17 protein-coding genes are annotated in these 19,647 nt (G+C 54.4%); 2 read left to right on the forward strand and 15 right to left on the reverse strand.

Annotated features, from left to right (window positions below):
- Positions 1-8 precede the first annotated feature (8 nt).
- From JAO79_RS11405 to purU, 13 genes are all read right to left on the reverse strand, one after another.
- Positions 9-176: a hypothetical protein gene (locus JAO79_RS11405; protein ID WP_199007380.1), complete on the reverse strand. Its 168-nt coding sequence runs from the start codon at positions 174-176 to the stop codon at positions 9-11.
- A gap of 304 nt (positions 177-480) precedes the next feature.
- The gene (gene pyrF, locus JAO79_RS11410) at positions 481-1,191 is read right to left on the reverse strand and encodes an orotidine-5'-phosphate decarboxylase (protein WP_199007381.1); all 711 of its coding nucleotides are present in this window, start codon (positions 1,189-1,191) and stop codon (positions 481-483) included.
- A gap of 31 nt (positions 1,192-1,222) precedes the next feature.
- Positions 1,223-2,392, reverse strand: a complete 1,170-nt coding sequence (gene lapB, locus JAO79_RS11415) for a lipopolysaccharide assembly protein LapB (RefSeq protein ID WP_199007382.1) — start codon at positions 2,390-2,392, stop codon at positions 1,223-1,225.
- Positions 2,392-2,694, reverse strand: a complete 303-nt coding sequence (locus JAO79_RS11420; RefSeq protein ID WP_199007383.1) for a LapA family protein — start codon at positions 2,692-2,694, stop codon at positions 2,392-2,394. Before JAO79_RS11420 ends, lapB begins: the two co-directional genes overlap by 1 nt.
- Before the next feature lie 65 nt (positions 2,695-2,759).
- Positions 2,760-3,056 carry an integration host factor subunit beta gene (locus JAO79_RS11425; RefSeq protein ID WP_114335658.1) on the reverse strand — a complete coding sequence of 99 codons (297 nt, stop codon included), beginning with the start codon at positions 3,054-3,056 and terminating at the stop codon, positions 2,760-2,762.
- Positions 3,057-3,189: 133 nt separating this feature from the next.
- Positions 3,190-4,881 (reverse strand): 30S ribosomal protein S1, encoded by a 1,692-nt coding sequence (rpsA, locus tag JAO79_RS11430; protein WP_199007384.1) that lies wholly within the window; start codon positions 4,879-4,881, stop codon positions 3,190-3,192.
- Positions 4,882-5,012: 131 nt separating this feature from the next.
- Complete coding sequence (gene cmk, locus JAO79_RS11435) at positions 5,013-5,693, reverse strand: (d)CMP kinase (protein WP_199007385.1); 681 nt, start codon at positions 5,691-5,693, stop codon at positions 5,013-5,015.
- Entirely contained in the window at positions 5,693-7,921 is a 2,229-nt protein-coding gene (locus JAO79_RS11440; protein WP_199007386.1) for a bifunctional prephenate dehydrogenase/3-phosphoshikimate 1-carboxyvinyltransferase, read from the reverse strand. Before JAO79_RS11440 ends, cmk begins: the two co-directional genes overlap by 1 nt.
- Before the next feature lies 1 nt (position 7,922).
- Positions 7,923-9,047 carry a histidinol-phosphate transaminase gene (gene hisC, locus JAO79_RS11445; protein ID WP_199007387.1) on the reverse strand — a complete coding sequence of 375 codons (1,125 nt, stop codon included), beginning with the start codon at positions 9,045-9,047 and terminating at the stop codon, positions 7,923-7,925.
- 32 nt (positions 9,048-9,079) lie between these two features.
- On the reverse strand, positions 9,080-10,177 hold the full coding sequence (gene pheA / locus JAO79_RS11450) for a prephenate dehydratase (RefSeq protein ID WP_199007388.1): 1,098 nt from the start codon (positions 10,175-10,177) through the stop codon (positions 9,080-9,082).
- Positions 10,178-10,179: 2 nt separating this feature from the next.
- Positions 10,180-11,262 (reverse strand): 3-phosphoserine/phosphohydroxythreonine transaminase, encoded by a 1,083-nt coding sequence (gene serC / locus JAO79_RS11455; protein WP_199007389.1) that lies wholly within the window; start codon positions 11,260-11,262, stop codon positions 10,180-10,182.
- The gene (gyrA, locus tag JAO79_RS11460) at positions 11,259-13,877 is read right to left on the reverse strand and encodes a DNA gyrase subunit A (protein ID WP_199007390.1); all 2,619 of its coding nucleotides are present in this window, start codon (positions 13,875-13,877) and stop codon (positions 11,259-11,261) included. Before gyrA ends, serC begins: the two co-directional genes overlap by 4 nt.
- 123 nt (positions 13,878-14,000) lie before the next feature.
- Positions 14,001-14,855 (reverse strand): formyltetrahydrofolate deformylase, encoded by an 855-nt coding sequence (gene purU / locus JAO79_RS11465; RefSeq protein WP_199007391.1) that lies wholly within the window; start codon positions 14,853-14,855, stop codon positions 14,001-14,003.
- Between the two features lie 142 nt (positions 14,856-14,997).
- On the opposite strand from purU, the gene ggt reads away from it, so the two are divergent.
- A complete protein-coding gene (gene ggt, locus JAO79_RS11470; RefSeq protein WP_199007392.1) occupies positions 14,998-16,758 on the forward strand; it encodes a gamma-glutamyltransferase in 1,761 nt (586 codons plus the stop codon).
- 21 nt (positions 16,759-16,779) lie between these two features.
- Here the strand turns inward: ggt and yghU are convergent, their stop codons facing one another.
- Entirely contained in the window at positions 16,780-17,652 is an 873-nt protein-coding gene (yghU, locus tag JAO79_RS11475; protein ID WP_199007393.1) for a glutathione-dependent disulfide-bond oxidoreductase, read from the reverse strand.
- 154 nt (positions 17,653-17,806) lie between these two features.
- On the opposite strand from yghU, the gene JAO79_RS11480 reads away from it, so the two are divergent.
- The gene (locus JAO79_RS11480; protein ID WP_199007394.1) at positions 17,807-19,297 is read left to right on the forward strand and encodes a helicase HerA-like domain-containing protein; all 1,491 of its coding nucleotides are present in this window, start codon (positions 17,807-17,809) and stop codon (positions 19,295-19,297) included.
- Here JAO79_RS11480 and JAO79_RS11485 read toward each other — a convergent pair.
- Positions 19,294-19,626, reverse strand: coding sequence for an MliC family protein (locus tag JAO79_RS11485; protein ID WP_199007395.1), 333 nt, complete (start codon positions 19,624-19,626; stop codon positions 19,294-19,296). The two genes, JAO79_RS11480 and JAO79_RS11485, sit on opposite strands and share 4 nt — an antisense overlap.
- Between the last annotated feature and the right edge of the window lie 21 nt (positions 19,627-19,647).

Here is a 19,647-nt window from a genome sequence, read left to right on the forward strand (position 1 = left end):
CGCTAGTTCTATGAATTAGCGGGCTTTTTTGTGGGCACTTGTTTTACCTGACGCTTTCGGAGATTGCGGATCAACACCTGACCCCAGCTTGTCTGTTTGGGTGGAATGGCGTGGTGGAACCCTTCTTCCAAAAACCGCTCCTTCGGCACGTCCATGTGACGCTTCTGCTCCGCCATCCATGGCTCCGCACATTTTTGGAAGAAGGGTTCCACCACACCGATCAGGCTGCATCAGAGTATCCGAAAAGGCTAAAGCCAGCTCAGGATTAAATATCAAAACCAGAATCAAATCGCTATACGACGACCACTCCAAAGGTTGAACGCCGAGGATGGAGGCCGCTCCCGAAAATTTCGGAGGCCATGGATGGCCGGAGAGAAGCGCACATGGATGTGCTCGTAGCGGTTTTCGGGAGCGGCCTCCATCCTTGGCGCCACACCCAAAATAAAAGGCTAGAATCGGAAACGAACCAGCCGCCGCAGTTTAAGCGCCTTGCACCTCAGCATGAATCGCCTCAAGCGCCGCCAGCGGGTCGTCAGCCTTGGTAATCGGGCGACCAATAACCAGGTAGTCAGAACCCGCTTTCAGGGCATCTGTGGGGGTCATGATACGTTGCTGATCGCCCTTATCAGCAGTCAACGGGCGAATGCCCGGAGTGATGAGCTGGAAATCAGCACCCTGCTCTGCTTTCAGGCGCGGCGCTTCCTGCGCGGAGCACACTACGCCATCCAATCCACAATTCCTGGTTAGCGCTGCGAGGCGCGACACCTGCACTTCCGGCAAATCGGTAATACCGATACCCGACAAGTCATCGCCTGACATACTGGTCAGAACCGTAACAGCGATCAGCAACGGCTTATCCGCACCAAACGACTCCAGACGCTCTCGACAGGCGACCATCATCTTCTCGCCACCTGACGCATGAACATTCACCATCCACACACCAAGGTCCGCTGCGGCAGCAACGGCCGACGAGGTAGTGTTCGGAATATCGTGGAACTTCAGATCCAGAAAGACATCAAAGCCACGGTTCTGCAGCGCCTTAACCAGCTCCGGGCCGGAGCGGGTAAACAACTCTTTGCCAACCTTCAAACGACACTTGCCCGGATCGAGCTGATCAACAAGCGCAAGCGCCGGATCCTGAGAGGGAAAGTCTAAAGCTACAATGATTTTCGGGTCGTTGGGGTTTTGCACGTTCGATTTTCCCAGTCAGTAAATTAAAACGTTATTCGGCTTCCACACCTTGAATCGGCCTCACAGTTTCCCACTGCTTACAACTCGGGCACAACCAATGCAGCTGCTGGCCATCGAAGCCACAATTCACACAACGATAGATCGGACGGTTAGCCAGTATCAGATGACCAATACGACTCACCAGACGCCCCTCGTCGGTCGTCATCCCCTTCTCGTAGCCCGCAAGCTCAACAAGCCGCAAAAGGCCTCGCATTGAAGGGCGGACCTCCAGCTCCTGACGCAACAGATCAATCGCTGCCGGGCGACTGGAAGAGCGCTCCACTGATTCTACCAGTGCAAGCAACAAACTGGTGCTCGGATGTTGCTCGTAGAGCTTTTTCAGTTTCTTGAACAAACGCCCCACATCACCATGGTCACGCTCGAGCTGCATCAACCGATCGACGGCCTCGGGGCCAAATTGAGGGTTTTGTTCAAATACCTTCAGTCCCTGCTTACTGGCTTCACGATAATTGCCTTGGCGAACCTGAAGCTTCATCAACAACAGAGTGGCCCGCACACATGAAGGATCGTATTCCAAGGCTTCTCGGAACAACTTCTTTGCGGTCCAGCGATCGTCATCTTTGAGCGCCAAATCAGCCAGCTCACAGGTAATGTAGGCAAGTGTTTTGAACATAACCGGATCGGATTCTGTTCGGGTCAAGGTTTTTGCCACCTGCCCGGCTTTCTCCCATTCCTTCTCCTGCTGATACAGCTCGATGAGCTCACTGGCAGCCCGGCGCCCGTAATCACGATCTCCCATTAACTCCTGAAACAAAGCCTCAGCCCTGTCTAACAAACCGGCTCCCAGATAATCCATGGCCAGCTCTAGGGTTACTTTCGGAGTATAACGAGCGGGCAACTCGGGGCGAGCAAGTAGATTCTGGTGAATCAATGTGGCGCGGTCGGTTTCGCCTTTATTGCGAAAATGACTGCCAATGGATAAATGAAGGCTGACCGTGTCTTTGTTAACCGGCAAAGACTGCACAAAGTTTTCAACGGCTTGGTCAGAATAATTGGTAAAGAGGAATTGCAGACGATCTTTAACGGAGTCTACGTCAGATATGGTTTTACGCGAACGGCGGTAGGAAGCGCCATACCGACCCACTAACCAGCCAGCGGCAACAGCAACCGTTAGAAGCAGCCAGTTGAACACTAATTCCATTAAAGTGCCTGGTCGTTATCAGCCCTGGATTTTTCTAGCGCCTGCTCCGTACGTTCAAGCCGCTTTTTGAGGTTGCGGCGTGATACTGAAGAGCGGAAAGAGCCGATCAACATCAACAAAACGCCGACCAATGCACCCAACACAAAAGACAAGATAATCCAGACTGCGACACCGTGTGGCTGAGTTTCGAACAGCAGGAAATTAAGAGACACCGCCATCTGATTATTCAACGAGAACACCAGAGCAACGACTATCAGAATTACAACCAAGACAATTAAGAGAATCTTCTGTAGTGCTGCCATCTCGTACACGCTCCAGACGGGAAATTTTCGATCTTATGTTGCTGAAAGATTCACGTGCGTCAGGATCAGAATCCTTTCTTCAAGCTATCGTTAACCTGCTCTCGAAGCTCTTTCCCGGGCTTGAAATGCGGAACATATTTCGCAGGCAACTGCACCGCCTCTCCGGTTTTTGGATTTCGGCCAACACGCGCTTCGCGGTGATGTAAAGAAAAGCTGCCAAACCCTCGAATCTCGATACGCTGACCATCCGCCAACGCCTGAGACATGTGTTCAATAATGGTCTTAACCGCCAGCTCAACATCCTTTACCGAGAGCTGCGTCTGTTTTGATGCTACCAGTTCAACCAGTTCGGACTTCGTCATGAGGCACTTTCCTCTGTCATTATTATTCCGCACTTAAATGCTGGATTCCAATGACTCTAGTTTAGCCAAACCAGAAAAAAACACAAAAAAAACGGGCTCTTAGAGCCCGTTTTTTTCACTACCAACCAGACAATTAGTCTTTGTTGGCGTTTTGCTGCTGCATCTGTTCCTTGATCAGGTCACCGATAGTGGTGGCGCCTGAGGTTTCTGCAGCCTTACTGCGTACGCTATCCAGAGCCTGCTTGTCGTCTTCTACGTCTTTAGACTTAACAGACAGGTTGATCACGCGGTTCTTGCGATCGATGCTGATGATCTTCGCTTCTACTTCTTCGCCTTCTTTCAGAACGTTACGCGCATCTTCAACGCGGTCACGGCTGATTTCGGAGGCCTTCAGTACCGCTTCAACTTCTTCGTTCAGGGCAATAGTAGCGCCTTTTGCGTCTACTGCAGAAACAGTACCCTTAACGATGGACCCTTTGTCGTTCAGCTGTACAAATTCGGCGAACGGATCGCTTTCCAGCTGCTTGATACCCAGGGAGATACGCTCACGCTCTGGATCAACAGACAGGATAACGGTTTCAACTTCGTCGCCCTTCTTGTATTCGCGAACGGCTTCTTCACCGGTTTCGTTCCAGCTGATGTCAGACAGGTGAACCAGACCGTCGATTCCGCCATCCAGACCGATGAAGATACCGAAGTCAGTGATTGACTTGATCTTACCGGAGATGCGATCGCCTTTGTTGAAGTTGCCAGAGAAGTCTTCCCAAGGGTTAGACACACACTGCTTGATACCCAGGGAAATACGACGACGCTCTTCGTCGATATCCAGGATCATCACTTCAACTTCGTCACCTACCTGAACAACCTTGGACGGGTGGATGTTCTTGTTGGTCCAATCCATTTCGGAAACGTGAACCAGGCCTTCAACACCCTCTTCCAGCTCAGCGAAGCAGCCGTAGTCGGTCAGGTTGGTTACACGAGCCGTTACACGAGCGCTTTCTGGGTAACGAGCCTTGATATCTACCCAAGGATCTTCGCCCAACTGCTTCAGACCCAGAGAAACACGGTTACGCTCACGGTCGAACTTCAGGACCTTAACATTGATTTCGTCGCCCACATTCACGATTTCGCTCGGGTGCTTGATGCGTTTCCAAGCCATATCAGTGATGTGCAGCAGGCCGTCAACACCGCCCAGATCTACGAACGCGCCGTAGTCGGTCAGGTTCTTGACGATACCTTTGATTTCCAGACCTTCGGTCAGGGTTTCCAGCAGAGCTTCACGCTGCTCGCTGTTTTCAGCTTCCAGAACGGCGCGGCGAGAAACAACCACGTTGTTACGCTTCTGGTCCAGCTTGATAACCTTGAACTCAAGTTCTTTGTTTTCCAGGTGCGCAGTGTCGCGAACCGGACGAACGTCTACCAGAGAACCCGGCAAGAAGGCACGGATACCAGCCAGATCAACAGTGAAACCACCTTTGACCTTGCCGTTGATGATACCTTTAACCACTTCTTCAGCTTCGAAGGACTTCTCGAGAACCTTCCAAGCTTCGGCGCGCTTCGCCTTCTCACGAGACAGACGGGTTTCACCGAAACCGTCTTCAACAGCGTCGAGAGCTACGTCGACTACGTCGCCGATTTGAACTTCCAACTCGCCTTTTTCGTTGAGGAACTGGGAGGCGGGGATAACGCCTTCGGACTTCAGTCCAGCGTTAACGGTGACCCAGTCGCTATCAACATCAACAACGGTTCCCTGAACAATGGAACCTGGCTGCATGTCGATTTCTTTTAAACTTTCTTCGAATAAATCCGCAAAGCTCTCGCTCATTATGTGCCCTATATGATCAACGCAAGTATGCTCCGTGCCGCCAGCAACACGGTCTGTTAATGATTTCCGGATTCAGCCTGTGGCTGGCAATATTCCGCTGACTCCGGCATTCCAACGACAAAAAGGTGTAGTCAGGCCTGACCTGCTGCGGCCATACACCTGTCTAACACCTCTTCTATACTCAAACCTGTAGAATCAATGACTTGCGCATCATCCGCAGGCTTAAGAGGGGCCGCTGACCGGTTCATATCCCGATCGTCACGTACCCGAATCTCGTCTAAAACGGCGTCAATAGTAACATCGACCCCGGCGTCCTTCAACTGATTATAGCGGCGCCGCGCGCGCTCTTCGGCACTCGCGGTCAGGAAAATTTTCACTGGTGCATCGGGAAAAACAACCGTTCCCATGTCTCGCCCGTCCGCGACTACTCCGGGCGCTTTCTGGAAATCCCTTTGGCGCTGCAAGAGTGCATCCCGAACCGGCTGCATAACGGCCACTTTTGACGCGTTGTTGCCGCATGTTTCGGTACGGATTTCGGACGTGACATCCTGCCCGGACAAAAGCACTCGCACCGGCTGGCCAACTTCTCCCGGCTCAAATTCCACGTCCAGAGTGGCCGCCACTTCAACCAGACCTGGCTCATCATCCAGAGCCACCCCCTGCCGGGTTGCCGCCAGAGCGGTCAGGCGGTACAAAGCACCACTATCAAGCAAGTGCCACCCTAGTTTGCGAGCCAACATCTGGGTAATCGTTCCTTTACCCGCACCACCAGGGCCGTCCACTGTAATGACCGGGGCCTTGCTGTCTGCCATTAAGAAGCACCTTCTGTTCTGATATTGAAACCTGTCTGTTTGGCCAGCTCAACGAAGTCCGGGAACGAGGTTGTTACGTTCGAACAATCGTTAATGGTAATTGGCCCGGTTGCCCGCAAAGAGGCCACCGCGAATGACATCGAAATACGGTGGTCTTCATGACTCTCGACCGTACCAGAGCCGATCGTCTGGCCACCCTCAATAATAATCCCGTCCGGGGTAACGGTTGTTTCAACACCGAGCTCGGCCAGCCCGTCAGCCATCACCTGGATGCGATCACTCTCTTTGACCCGCAACTCTTCAGCACCACGAAGCACAGTGCGGCCTTTGGCGCAGGTCGCTGCGACAAACAGAACCGGGAATTCATCGATGGCCAGCGGCACCTGATCTTCGGGAATTTCAATACCGTGCAACTCAGCCGAGCGCACTCGCAGATCAGCCACTGGCTCGCCGCCAATAACCCGCTCTTCGAGAATTTCAATATTCGCACCCATCTGGCACAAAATATTGATGACACCTACGCGTGTCGGGTTCATGCCCACGTGGCGCAGTGTCAGATCCGAGTCCGGTGCGATGGAGGCCGCTACCAGGAAGAATGCCGCGGATGAAATATCAGCAGGCACATCAATAACTCCGGCTTCGAGCTTACCGCCACCAACCACTTTTGCGGTTGCGCCATCACGCTGCACGTCATAACCAAAACCTTGCAGCATGCGCTCGGTGTGGTCACGGGTAGGCGCCGGCTCCGTCACTGAGGTGACGCCGTTCGCGTAGAGCCCCGCCAACAACAGGCATGATTTCACCTGCGCACTGGCAACAGGCATATCGTAGTGAATGCCGTTCAGCGATTGCCCGCCTTTGATCTTCAATGGCGGACGACCGCCTTCCGCCGTGTCGATTACGGCCCCCATGGAGCGCAGCGGGTCGGCAACCCGCCCCATCGGGCGCTTAGACAAACTGGTGTCACCAGAAAGCTCGGAATCGAAGGGCTGTGCTGCTAGCAATCCAGCAAACAATCGCATGCCAGTGCCGGAATTGCCCAAATACAGAGGCCCGCGTGGTGCCTGCAAGCCATGCAGCCCAACACCGTGAATCCGGACCAAACCATTCTCCGGACCTTCAATGGTTACACCCATATCGCGGAATGCCTGCAGGGTGGCAAGACTGTCTTCGCCTTCAAGAAAGCCTTTTACCTCTGTCACGCCTTCGGCCAGAGCTCCCAGCATGATGGAGCGGTGTGAAATGGATTTATCTCCCGGCACACGGATGTCACCGCGGACAGATCCTCCCGGCTGCATTTGAAAGACAACTTGCTGATTACTGTTATTAGTCACGTACGCCTGCCCTGAAAGCATCTTTGTAAAATGTTCGCGCGCCGCCTTGGCGCGACTGAAAACCCGAAGCAAAGTAGCCCCATCGCCTTCGGCAATGGCGCCCCGGAGCTCACCCAAATCGTGGGTAAAATGGTCAATCACGCGCAGCACTGCATCGCGATTTGACAAGAAAATGTCGTGCCACATCACGGGATCACTGGCAGCAATTCGAGTGAAATCCCGAAAACCTCCGGCAGCGTACCGAAAGATATCCAGATTCTCATCTTCGCCGGCCAACGTATCCACCAGCGAGAAGGCTATCAGGTGCGGCAGATGACTGGTCGCCGCCAGCACTTCATCATGGTACGCCACCGACATGGTCAGCACCGTGGCTCCCGCGCCTTCCCAAAGCCGTGTCAGACGCGCCAGACACGCTGAATCGGTATTATCCGCCGGAGTCAGGATCACTTTATGATTGGCAAAAAGATCGGGGTTAGCCGCCCGGATGCCACTCTTTTCCGAGCCGGCAATGGGGTGTCCCGGAATGATGTTCGGTGGAATCGCACCAAAAACTGCTTCTACGTCGGCGGCAAAACTGGTTTTCGTGCTGCCCACGTCTGTCAGCACCGCATCTTTACTCAACCAGGGTTTGATCTGTTCCAACACACCGCGCGTGGCTCGCACAGGCACCGCCAGAACCACCAGGTCACTCCCCTCAACAGCCGATTGTAAGCTGATCGCGGCCTGATCGATCACGCCCAGCTCTTCACCCAACTCAAGCTCATCGGCGCGCTGGTCGAACCCGACCACATAATCAGCCAGCTGATGCTTGCGAATCGCACTGGCAAGAGAACCACCAATCAGCCCAAGCCCGATAATGGCTACCCGTTGAAAAGAAGGCGTGCTCCCACTCACGTTAGCGCCCTTCCCGAACGGTCTGTAAAGCGCCAGACAGCGCTTCCAGAAAACGCTCGTTTTCTTCGGGAAGTCCTACAGATACACGCAAGTGATTGGGCATACCGTAACCTGCAACCGGACGAACAATGACGCCGCTCCGCAGCAATGCCTGATAAACCTCAGCCGCCTGCTCACCCACATCGACCGCTATAAAATTACCAACCGATGGAATGAACGGTACATCCAACTGTTCAAAGCCCGCAGCGAGCTGACGTAAACCGGCTTCATTCACAGCGCGCGAACGGCTTAGATATTCATCATCTTCAAGCACGGCAGCGGCCGCAGCCAAGGCAATAGAGTTAACGTTGAACGGCTGGCGCACCCGGTTAAGCACATCCGCGATAGCAGGCGAACTAAAGGCGTAACCCACTCGCATCGCCGCCAGCCCCCAGGCTTTCGAGAAGGTGCGGCAAACGACGAGGTTGGGGAAACGCTCAAGAAGCTGAACTCCGTCAGCGTAATCACCTCCCGCCAGGTACTCGCAGTAGGCTTCATCCAGAACAACAAGAACGCGCTCCGGAATGCGCTGCAAAAACCCTTCAATGGCATCGGCCGTGTGAACCGTACCGGTGGGGTTGTTAGGATTGGCAACAAAGATCAGTTTGGTGTGTTCATTAACCGCTTCCGCCATGGCATCAAGGTCGTGCCCCCAAGCTTTGGCTGGAACCGACACGCCGGTGGCACCAATCGCCTGAGTCACTATCGGGTAAACCGCGAAGGCATACTGGGAGAACACCACTTCATCACCCGGCCCGGCAAAGCAACGGGCAATTACTTCCAGAACATCATTGGAGCCGTTGCCCAGAGTAATCTGATTCATCGCAACGCCAAACCGGCTCACCAGAGCCTGCTTTAGCGCAAAGCCGTTCCCGTCCGGATACAAGCAAGATTCATCAAGAGCCTTGCGAGCCGCTGCCATGGCCTTCTCACTCGGGCCCAGAGGGTTCTCGTTACTTGCCAGCTTAATGATCTCTTCCGGGTTCAGCCCGAGCTCTCGCGCCAGTTCTTCGATCGGCTTTCCGGGCTGATACGGAGACAGAGCCTGAACACCTTTTACCGCAAGACTCTGATAATCCACTGACATTCAACTTTCCTCCGGGTTAATGCAATCTGAACTTAAAGCACGCCAATCGGGTAAGAACCCAAGCGCTTCAATTCCACGGCTTCTTCATCAATCTCGGCCAACACTTTGCGAGCAAGCCCGTCGTCCATGTGCCCTTCAAAATCGATGTAAAACACATAGGCCCATGTGCCGCTTGGCGATGGACGCGTTTCGATACGGGTCAGACTGATGCCTTCCCGATGGAAGGGCTCCAGCAGCTGATACAAGGCACCCGGCTTGTTGCGCATGGACACCAGAATGGAGGATTTATCCTGACCGCTGGCCTCAACCTCTTCCCGCCCGATAATCAGGAACCGGGTGGTGTTGTCCGGGCGATCTTCGATGCTGCTTGCCAACACTTCCAAACCGTAAAGTTCCGCAGCCATATCACCTGCGATCGCCGCCGAACCGGGCTCTTCCGAAGCACGGCGCGCGGCTTCTGCATTACTCGACACGGTAATACGTTCGATCCCGGCGCGGTGAGAATCCAACCACTGCCGGCACTGAGCAAACGACTGCTGGTGAGAGTATATACGGGTGATTTCCTGATCTTTGAACTGAGGCGATACCATCAGATGATGATGGATTCGAAGTTGCACCTCACCACAAATTTTCAGCGGCGAAGACATGAACATATCAAGGGTGTGGTTCACCATACCCTCGGTTGAATTCTCCACTGGCACCACACCGTAATGAGCGGAGCCGGATTCAACTTCGCGGAATACTTCATCAATCGCCGGCATCGGCACGCTGATAACCGAATGGCCAAAATGCTTGAGCGCTGCCGCCTGTGTGAACGTACCAAGCGGCCCCAGAAACGCGATATGCATCGGCTTTTCCAGCGCCAGACACGCCGACATAATTTCCCGAAACAGTCGCGCCATTTCCTCAGCCGGCAATGGCCCCGGATTCTCTTCTTTTATCCGGCGCAGCACCTGAGCTTCCCGCTCCGGGCGGTAGAAAAACACATCTTGTCCGGGATTGGCCGCCATTTTTACATGGGCGACTTCCTGCGCGCAGGCGGCTCTGGCGCTGATCAGTTTCATGATCTGCTGATCAAGGCTGTCGATTTCGTCCCGAAGTTCGCTCAGGCGGGCCTTCTCGTCGGTCATGATCAGCCCCGCTCCTTCTCGAATTCCGCCATGTACTCAATCAACGCATCCACGCCGGCTTCCGGCATGGCGTTGTACAAACTGGCACGCATACCGCCAACGGAGCGATGACCAGCAAGGTTGAGCAAGCCGCGGGCATTTGCCCCCTTGAGGAACTCACCGTTCAGGGCATCGTCACCCAAGGTAAACGGAATATTCATCCAGGAACGGAAACGCCGGTCAATCGGGTTGGCGTAAAAGTCACTGTCATCAATAAAGCCGTACAGTTTGCTGGCTTTACGGGCGTTGATCTCACCCATCGCCTGAACACCACCCTGTTCTTTCAGCCACTTGAATACCAATCCTGCCAGATACCAGGAATAAGTGGCCGGGGTGTTGTACATCGAACCGTTATCCGCGATGACCTGGTAATTCATCATTGTCGGCGTTTCTTTGCGGGCTTTACCCAGCAGGTCCTTCCGAACAATCACAACAACCAGGCCGGATGGGCCGATGTTCTTCTGAGCACCAGCGTAAATCAGGCCGAACTTCGAAACATCCAGCGGACGCGACAGAATCGTGGAGGACATATCCGCCACCAAAGGAACGGAACCACTGTCCGGTACGAAGTCGTATTCCAGGCCGCCAATGGTTTCATTGGGCGTGTAATGCAGGTACGCCGCATCGGCAGACGTTGCCCAGCTGGACTGATCCGGAATGGTGGTAAACCCGCTGTCTTCCGAGCTCGCCGCCACATTGATATTGCCGAAGCGCTTGGCTTCCGCAATGGCTTTTTTGGACCAGATACCGGTGCTTACGTAATCTGCAGTAGCGTTCTCACCCAGCAAGTTCAGCGGGATGCTGGCAAACTGACTGGAGGCGCCACCTTGCATGAACAACACGGCGTAATCATCTGAAATGCCTGCCAGTTCTCGCAGATCCTTCTCGGCGGTTTCCGCAATGGAGACAAACTCGTCACTGCGATGGCTCATTTCCATCACCGACATACCGGTGCCGCGCCAATTCAACAGCTCAGTTTCTGCCTGTTTCAGCACGGCTTCCGGCAATGTCGCCGGGCCGGCACAGAAGTTAAACGCCCTACTCATTCTTCAGTTTCCTCGCCTGCGGCACCTTCATCGGCACCTGACTCTGTATTCCCTTCTACGCTTGCGGTGGCTTCATCCTCGTCATCGGATTCCGCAATACGCTCAACACCGACTAGCCGCTCGTCTTCCTGCGCCAAACGAATCAAACGCACACCCTGCGTGTTCCGGCTGAGAATAGAAACCTCATCGGTGCGGGTACGCACCAGCGTGCCCTTGTCAGAGATCAGCATCATCTCGTCGCCTTCGAACAACTGAAGCGCCGTCACCAGGTTACCGTTACGCTCAGAACACTGCATGGCAATAACGCCCTGACTGCCACGGCTGTAGGCCGGGAACTCGTCGATGGCGGTCCGCTTACCGTAACCGTGCTCACTGGCCGTCAACAACACGCCGCCTTCCTGAGGAATAATCAGCGACACCACCTGATGACCTTCCGGCATTTTGATACCGCGAACACCACGGGCGGTCCGGCTCATCGGGCGAACCTGCTCTTCGTTGAAACGCACCGCTTTACCTGCCGAGGAGAACAGCATCACTTCGGCATCGCCGTTGGTGATGGCGGCACCAATCAGGGTATCGCCTTCGTCCAGATTCAGCGCAATCAAACCGCTGCTACGTGGGCGGGAGAAGTTCGGCAGAGGCGTCTTCTTGACGACACCCGCAGAGGTCGCCATCAATACAAACTGGTCTTCCGGATAGTCTCGTACCGGCAGGAACGTGGTAATCCGCTCATCCTCGTCCAACGGCAAAATATTCACCATCGGGCGGCCACGGGAGCCTCGGCTGCCACGAGGAATCTCAAACACACGCAGCCAGTACACCTTGCCACGGTTGGAGAAGCACAAAATGGTGTCGTGGGAGTTCGCCACCAAGAGCTTCTCGATAAAGTCTTCGTCTTTCATCGCCGTTGCGGCTTTGCCGCGGCCACCACGACGCTGGGCCTGATAGTCTTCTACCGCCTGGGTTTTGGCGTAGCCGGTGTGAGAAATGGTTACCACCAGGTCTTCTTCATCAATCAGGTCGGCAATGGTCAAATCACGCTGTGAACTGGTGATTTCAGTACGGCGCTCGTCACCGAATTCGGCAACAACGGCTTCCAGCTCTTCACGGATAACCGACATCAAACGCTCAGGATCGCCAAGAATGTCCAGCAGATCCGCGATCTTCTCCAGAATTTCTTTGTACTCGTTCTGAAGCTTTTCGGTTTCCAGACCGGTCAGACGGTGCAGACGCATGTCCAGAATCGCCTGAGTCTGCTCAGGAGACATGTAATACAGACCGTCACGCAGACCGTAGATTTCTGGCAGGTCATCTGGGCGGCACGCGTCCTGACCGGCGCGTTCCAGCATGGCCAATACATCACCAGGCGCCCAGCCACGACTCATCAACTTCTCTTTCGCCTCAACCGAAGTCGGAGAGGCTTTGATCAATTCGATCATCTCGTCGATGTTGGCCAGAGCGACCGTCAAACCTTCCAGAATATGACCGCGCTCACGGGCTTTACGCAGCTCGAAGATGGTCCGGCGTGTCACCACTTCGCGGCGATGGCGCACGAACGCATCCAGCATTTCTTTCAGGTTCAGTGTCTTGGGTTCGCCATTGATCAGAGCAACCATGTTGATACCAAACACGGTCTGGAGCTGAGTCTGGGCAAAGAGGTTGTTCACCACGACTTCCGGGTTTTCGCCGCGGCGAAGCTCAATAACAACCCGGATACCTTCCTTGTTGGACTCGTCACGCAACTCGGTGATGCCCTCAAGGCGCTTCTCTTTAACCAGCTCCGCAATCTTCTCGATCAGACGCGATTTATTTAGCTGATAAGGCAGCTCAGTGATGATGATGGCATCACGCTTGGTCTTGGCATCGTGCTCTACTTCGTGACGGGCACGAATGTAAATTCGGCCGCGGCCCGTGCGATAGGCTTCAACAATGCCCGCACGGCCATTGATAATGCCGTGAGTCGGGAAATCCGGGCCCGGGATGTGCTCCATCAACTCATCGACGGTCAGATCCGGGTTTTCAATCAAGGCCAGACAGCCATTGACCACTTCACTCAAGTTGTGTGGCGGGATATTAGTTGCCATACCCACAGCAATACCGGAAGAGCCGTTCACCAGCAGGTTCGGCACTCGGGTTGGCATTACTTCCGGGATACGCTCAGAACCGTCGTAGTTATCAACGAAATCGACCGTTTCTTTCTCGAGATCCGCCAACAGTGAATGCGCCACCTTTTCCATGCGGATTTCGGTGTAACGCATGGCGGCCGCGTTGTCGCCGTCAATGGAACCGAAGTTACCCTGACCATCCACCAGCGGGTACCGGAGCGAGAACGGCTGCGCCATACGAACAATGGTGTCGTAGACAGCAGAGTCACCGTGTGGGTGATACTTACCGATCACATCACCTACCACACGGGCAGATTTCTTGTACGCCTTGTTCCAGTCATTGCCCAATTCGGACATGGCGAACAGCACCCTACGATGCACAGGCTTGAGGCCATCCCTTACATCCGGCAATGCTCGACCTACAATTACACTCATGGCGTAATCGAGGTAGGACTGTTTCAACTCGTCTTCAATATTGACCGGCAGGATCTCTTTGGCTAAATCACCCATCGAGAAAGGTTCCTTTGCGTTATCTGGAAGTCGTCTCGGAGCCGTGTCCCGGCTCCGTCTTTATTCTTCAACAAGCCGCTCAGCATACCACAGACCTGACTGGGCCGGGGCAGCAGCAACGGGTTAATCAAACACTACCGTCTTGTTTTCGAAGGTAATCACGCGATCTTCAATATGAGAGCGAAGCCCCCGCGCCAAAACGTTCTTTTCAACGTCCTTACCCAGGCGGACCATGTCTTCAATCGAATCTCTGTGGCTGATACGAATCACGTCTTGCTCAATGATCGGGCCTTCATCCAGATCCTGAGTCACGTAATGGCAGGTCGCTCCGATCAGTTTCACACCGCGGCTGTACGCCTGGTGGTAAGGGCGCGCTCCAGCGAAAGACGGCAAGAAGCTATGGTGGATGTTAATCACCTTGCCGGCGTATTTTTCACACAAATCGGCTGGCAGTATTTGCATGTATCGTGCGAGCACGACCACATCGGCTTCATACTTATCGAGCAGCTCTTCGATGTGCTCGAACGCCTCGGCCTTATTCTCTTTGCTCACCGGGACGTGGTGATAAGGAATATCGTGCCATTCCACCATGCGCCGCAAATCGTCGTGGTTAGAGATAACAGCCGCCATTTCGGCGTTCAACTCTTTGCTGTGCCAGCGATGAAGCAGGTCCGCCAAACAATGGGACTCTTTACTGCACATCAGCACCACACGCTTCGGACGCGCCGAATCGGCAATGTGCCAACGCATATTGAACTCACGGGCAATCGGCTCAAACGCGGCGCGGAATTGATCCAGGCCGAACGGAATTGATTCGGCTTTAATCTGATGTCTCATGAAGAACCAGCCAGACTGAGTGTCTGAGTGATGACTCGCCTCGGTAATCCAGCCGTTATAGGTGGACAGAAAATTACTCACCTTGGCAACAATTCCCGTCCTGTCCGGACAGGAAATAACAAGACGATAGGTATGCTCCATTAAGCCATTCCTTAACTAGAATCCGGGGAAAGCGAATGCGTTAGAAAACCACCAGCGATGACGCACGAGGAACTATCAACACGCACCTATAAAAATGACCAGCTATGATAGCGTATATGACCGCCAGAAACGAGGATTCCCCATGCACGACACTTACCCCAGCCTCAACATCAAACTCCGCTCCAGGCTCCTGTGGAGCCTGACAGCATCCATTGTGCTCAGTTTGCTGTCATTTTCATCGTTCGCCAGCAATCAGGCGATTCTCGAAGGCGAGCGATTTCACCCTAACCAGGGCAAGCAGGGTATGGTGGCCACCAGCCATACCCTTGCAACCGACGTGGCGCTTGAGGTTTTGAAAAATGGCGGCAATGCCGTGGACGCGGCAGTCACCGCCGGTTTTGCGCTTGCCGTCACCCAACCGCGATCCGGCAATATCGGCGGTGGCGGATTCTTGCTGTACTCACCCGGAGACGGCAAAGCCCCGGAAGCCATTGATTATCGGGAAACCGCGCCCGCCGCGGCGACAGAAACCATGTTTCAGGACAGCGACGGTAACGTGGTGAAAGAGCGCAGTCGTTTCAGCCATCTTGCAGCGGGCGTACCCGGCACGGTCGCGGGTCTGGCGCTCGCGTTGGAACGCCATGGCACAATTTCACTGAGTGAAGCACTGGCGCCAGCCATTCGCTTGGCGAAAGACGGATTTATCGTGCCACATCGATTCACGATTGGCCTGGAGCGAGCCGGCAACCGGCTGAAACGCTGGCCGGCCACAAAAGCCACTTTTTACAAAGACGATGGTTCAGCGCCCCAACCCGGCGACCGGTTCAAACAACCCGAGCTGGCGGCCACCCTGCAGCGCATTGCCGATCAGGGCATCAAAGGCTTTTATGAGGGCGAAACGGCGCGTCTGATCGTTGAAGAAATGGAACGCAACGAGGGCCTGATCACGCTTGAAGACCTGAAAAACTACCGACCAGCCATCCGCCAGCCCGTACACGGCACCTACCGCGGGTACGATATCTTCTCGATGTCGCCACCCTCCTCCGGCGGCACCCACATTGTGCAGATTCTGAACATTCTGGAAGATTTTCCGATCGGTGACATGGGCCACAATTCCGCGGCCACCATTCATCACATGGCCGAAGCCATGAAACTGGCCTATGCAGACCGGGCCCAATACCTTGGCGACACCGATTTCGTTGACGTCCCTCTTAAAGGGCTCACCAGCAAGGAATACGCTTCGGAACTGCGAAAAACCATCTCACCGGACAAAGCCCGGCCTTCCAGCGACATCGGGCATGGTAAGCCTGCGGACTGGGAAAGCCCGGAAACCACACACTTTTCGGTTGTGGACCGGTGGGGCAACGCCGTATCGAACACCTACACCATTAACTTCAGTTACGGCTCCGGCATTACCGTAGCGGGTGCGGGATTTCTGCTAAACAACGAAATGGATGATTTCAGCGCCAAACCAGGCGTGCCGAATGCCTACGGTCTGATCGGCGGTGAAGCCAATAAGGTGGAACCGGGGAAACGCATGCTCAGTTCCATGTCGCCCACCATCGTTCGCAAAGGCAACAAGAACCATTTGGTGACCGGCAGCCCCGGCGGTTCTCGGATCATCACCACAACCCTGCAAGTGCTGATGAACGTGATCGATCACAAGATGAATATCCAGACCGCCGTGAACGCACCGCGCATTCATCACCAGTGGTTTCCGGATGAAATCCGTATCGAGCAAGGCATCAGTCCGGACACCATCAGCCTACTTGAAGCCAAAGGCCACACGGTGACAACCAACACCGCCATGGGCGCCATTCAAAGCATCATGATTGGCGAAGACGGCACGCTCTATGGCGGCGCGGATGCCCGGCGCAGCACGTCTTCTGCCAAAGGCTTCTAAGAGCGCGGTTAGCTGCTTTCGTTATTCACCGGACTCAAGCTTATCTTGAGTTCGGTGTTCGAAATCGCTGGCGTCGTGGCGCTCATGCAGCTGAGACGACAAATCGCCCCAAGCCTTATTGACCATCCGCCCCCGCCTTACCGCGGGGCGCTTCGCCACTTCTTCCGCCCAACGCACAACATTGGTGTAAGTGTGGGCTTCCAGAAATTCAGCCGCTTCGTACACCATGTTTTTCACCAGTGCGCCATACCATGGCCAGATCGCCATGTCGGCAATACTGTATTCATCGCCAGCAATATAACGATTGTCCGCCAGCTGACGATCCAATACGTCCAACTGCCGCTTCACCTCCATCGTGTAACGGTTGATGGGGTACTCATACTTTTCCGGAGCATACGCATAGAAGTGGCCAAAACCGCCACCCAGGAACGGTGCGCTGCCCATCTGCCAGAACAGCCAATTGAGAGTTTCGGCTCGCTGGGCAGGATCTTTCGACAAGAAGCGTCCGAACTTCTCGGCCAGATACAACAAAATAGAGCCAGATTCAAAGACCCGAACGGCCGGGTCAGCACTGCGGTCCATCAACGCCGGAATTTTGGAGTTTGGATTCACGCCCACGAAACCACTACTGAACTGATCGCCCTCCATGATGTTGATGATCCACGCATCGTATTCGGCTTCCTGTATTCCCAGCTCAAGCAACTCCTCGAACATGATGGTTGCTTTCACCCCGTTCGGGGTCGCCAGAGAATACAGCTGAAAAGGATGCTCCCCCACGGGCAATTCTTTGTCATGGGTGGGGCCGGCAACCGGACGGTTAATATTCGAAAACTTACTTTCACCTTCCTGGTGCCACTTCCACACTTTTGGCGGGGTGTAGGTAGGATCGCTCATCAAAAACTCCTGCAATTGATAAAGATGCATTCACCGTAACAGCAACCGACAAGACTCGCCATAATCTGTGCATTACCCATTACGGCGGTTATAAACCATACTGACAATCTTGCACCACCGGTTATACGTATAACAAAAACCAGAGGTACAGCCCGTGTCTGAGGATTCCGTTTTCATCGGCAAAGGCAACCACACTCAACGCCTACTGCTGCGTCGCGCCAATCGTCACGGCCTGATTGCTGGCGCCACCGGCACAGGCAAAACAGTGACCTTACAGATTCTTGCCGAAGGCTTCTCTGCTCAAGGCGTGCCGGTGTTTATGGCAGATGTGAAAGGCGACCTATCCGGCATTTCTCAAGCGGGAACCACCAAACCGTTCCTAACCAAACGCGCGGAACAGGTGGGGCTTGAACCCTACACCTTCGAAGGTTTCCCGACAGTATTCTGGGATGTTTTGGGCAAACAGGGCCACCCCATGCGAGCGACTATTTCCGATATGGGGCCCTTGCTGCTGTCACGCCTGCTCGAACTTAACGACACTCAGGAAGGCGTCATCAATATTGCCTTCAAACTGGCCGATGATCACGGCATGGCCTTGCTGGACCTGAAAGATCTTCGGGCGCTGATGGCGTTTGTGGCGGAACAATCCAAGGAGCTTTCTGCGCTCTACGGGAACGTCAGCAAAGCCTCCGTCGGCGCGATACAACGTCGCTTGTTACAACTTGAACAACAAGGCGGCGATCTTTTTTTTGGGGAGCCCGCACTGGAGCTGGCTGATCTGATGCGTTGCGATTCGGCCGGGCGCGGACACATCAATTTGTTGGTGGCCAATCAATTGATTGAACGGCCAAGACTGTATGCCACCATCCTGCTCTGGCTGCTGGCAGAACTGTTCGAAGAGTTGCCCGAAGTCGGAGACCCCGACAAACCGAAGCTAATATTCTTTTTCGATGAAGCCCACCTGCTGTTTAACGATGCCCCCAAGGCATTACTACAGAAAGTCGAACAGGTGGTCCGCCTGATACGCTCCAAAGGCGTTGGCGTCTATTTTGTTTCCCAGAATCCCACCGACATCCCCGACAAAATACTGGGGCAACTCGGCAATCGGGTGCAGCACGCATTGCGGGCGTTTACCTCACGCGACCAAAAGGCCGTTCGAGCCGCCGCCTCCACCTTCCGGAAAAACCCGAATCTGGACACTGAGAAAGTCATTACTGAACTGGGCGTTGGCGAAGCACTTGTGTCTACCCTTGACGACAAAGGCACACCCTCAATGGTGGATCAAACACTGATCCGTCCGCCCTCTTCTCGTCTGGGACCAGCGACAGCCAAAGAGCGAAAAACCATCCTCGATACGAGTGAATTTGGCGCACGCTACAATGAAGTGATTGATCGGGATTCTGCGTTCGAAAAGCTGCAAAGGCGCGCTGAAGAGGCAGCGAAGGAAGCCGAGCAAGCCTCCGTTGCTAAAGAAAGAGTCTACGAAGCACCAGCGAAGGCAAGCAAAAAGCCGGCACCCAAGCGACGCTCATCCCGCCAGAGCGTATTCGAAACCCTGGCGAAAAGCATTGCCCGCACTATGGGCCGTGAAATGACGCGAGGTTTTTTGAGAGGGCTGTTAGGCTCACTCTTTAAGGGGCGTTAAAGCGCGCTGCAGCTCTCGATAATATCGCCAGAGCTTCCGCCCGCCCGATGCTTAAGCAAAAGACCTTCAGAGTCTGGACCGGAGCCCTTCACCCACCACTCTACGCCGCCACCAACGTATCGCGCGCCACTGGCAGAGGCTGCGATGTCCATATCGTAGCGAGTCCCCTGGTAGTAGACGGCGGCGGAGTCTGGAGCCTCATAGTTAACCGCTACCCTTTCGCCGCTCTCACACTCGTATCTCTTGGCGAACGCATCACCTTGCTGAAAACCTGAACAGGCTGAGAGCAAAAACACCGATGACAACGCAACTGAAACAAAAAACTTCATTCAGAACTCCATTTTCGATAA

Source organism: Marinobacter litoralis, assembly GCF_016427555.1.
Classification (GTDB): Bacteria; Pseudomonadota; Gammaproteobacteria; order Pseudomonadales; family Oleiphilaceae; genus Marinobacter; species Marinobacter litoralis_A.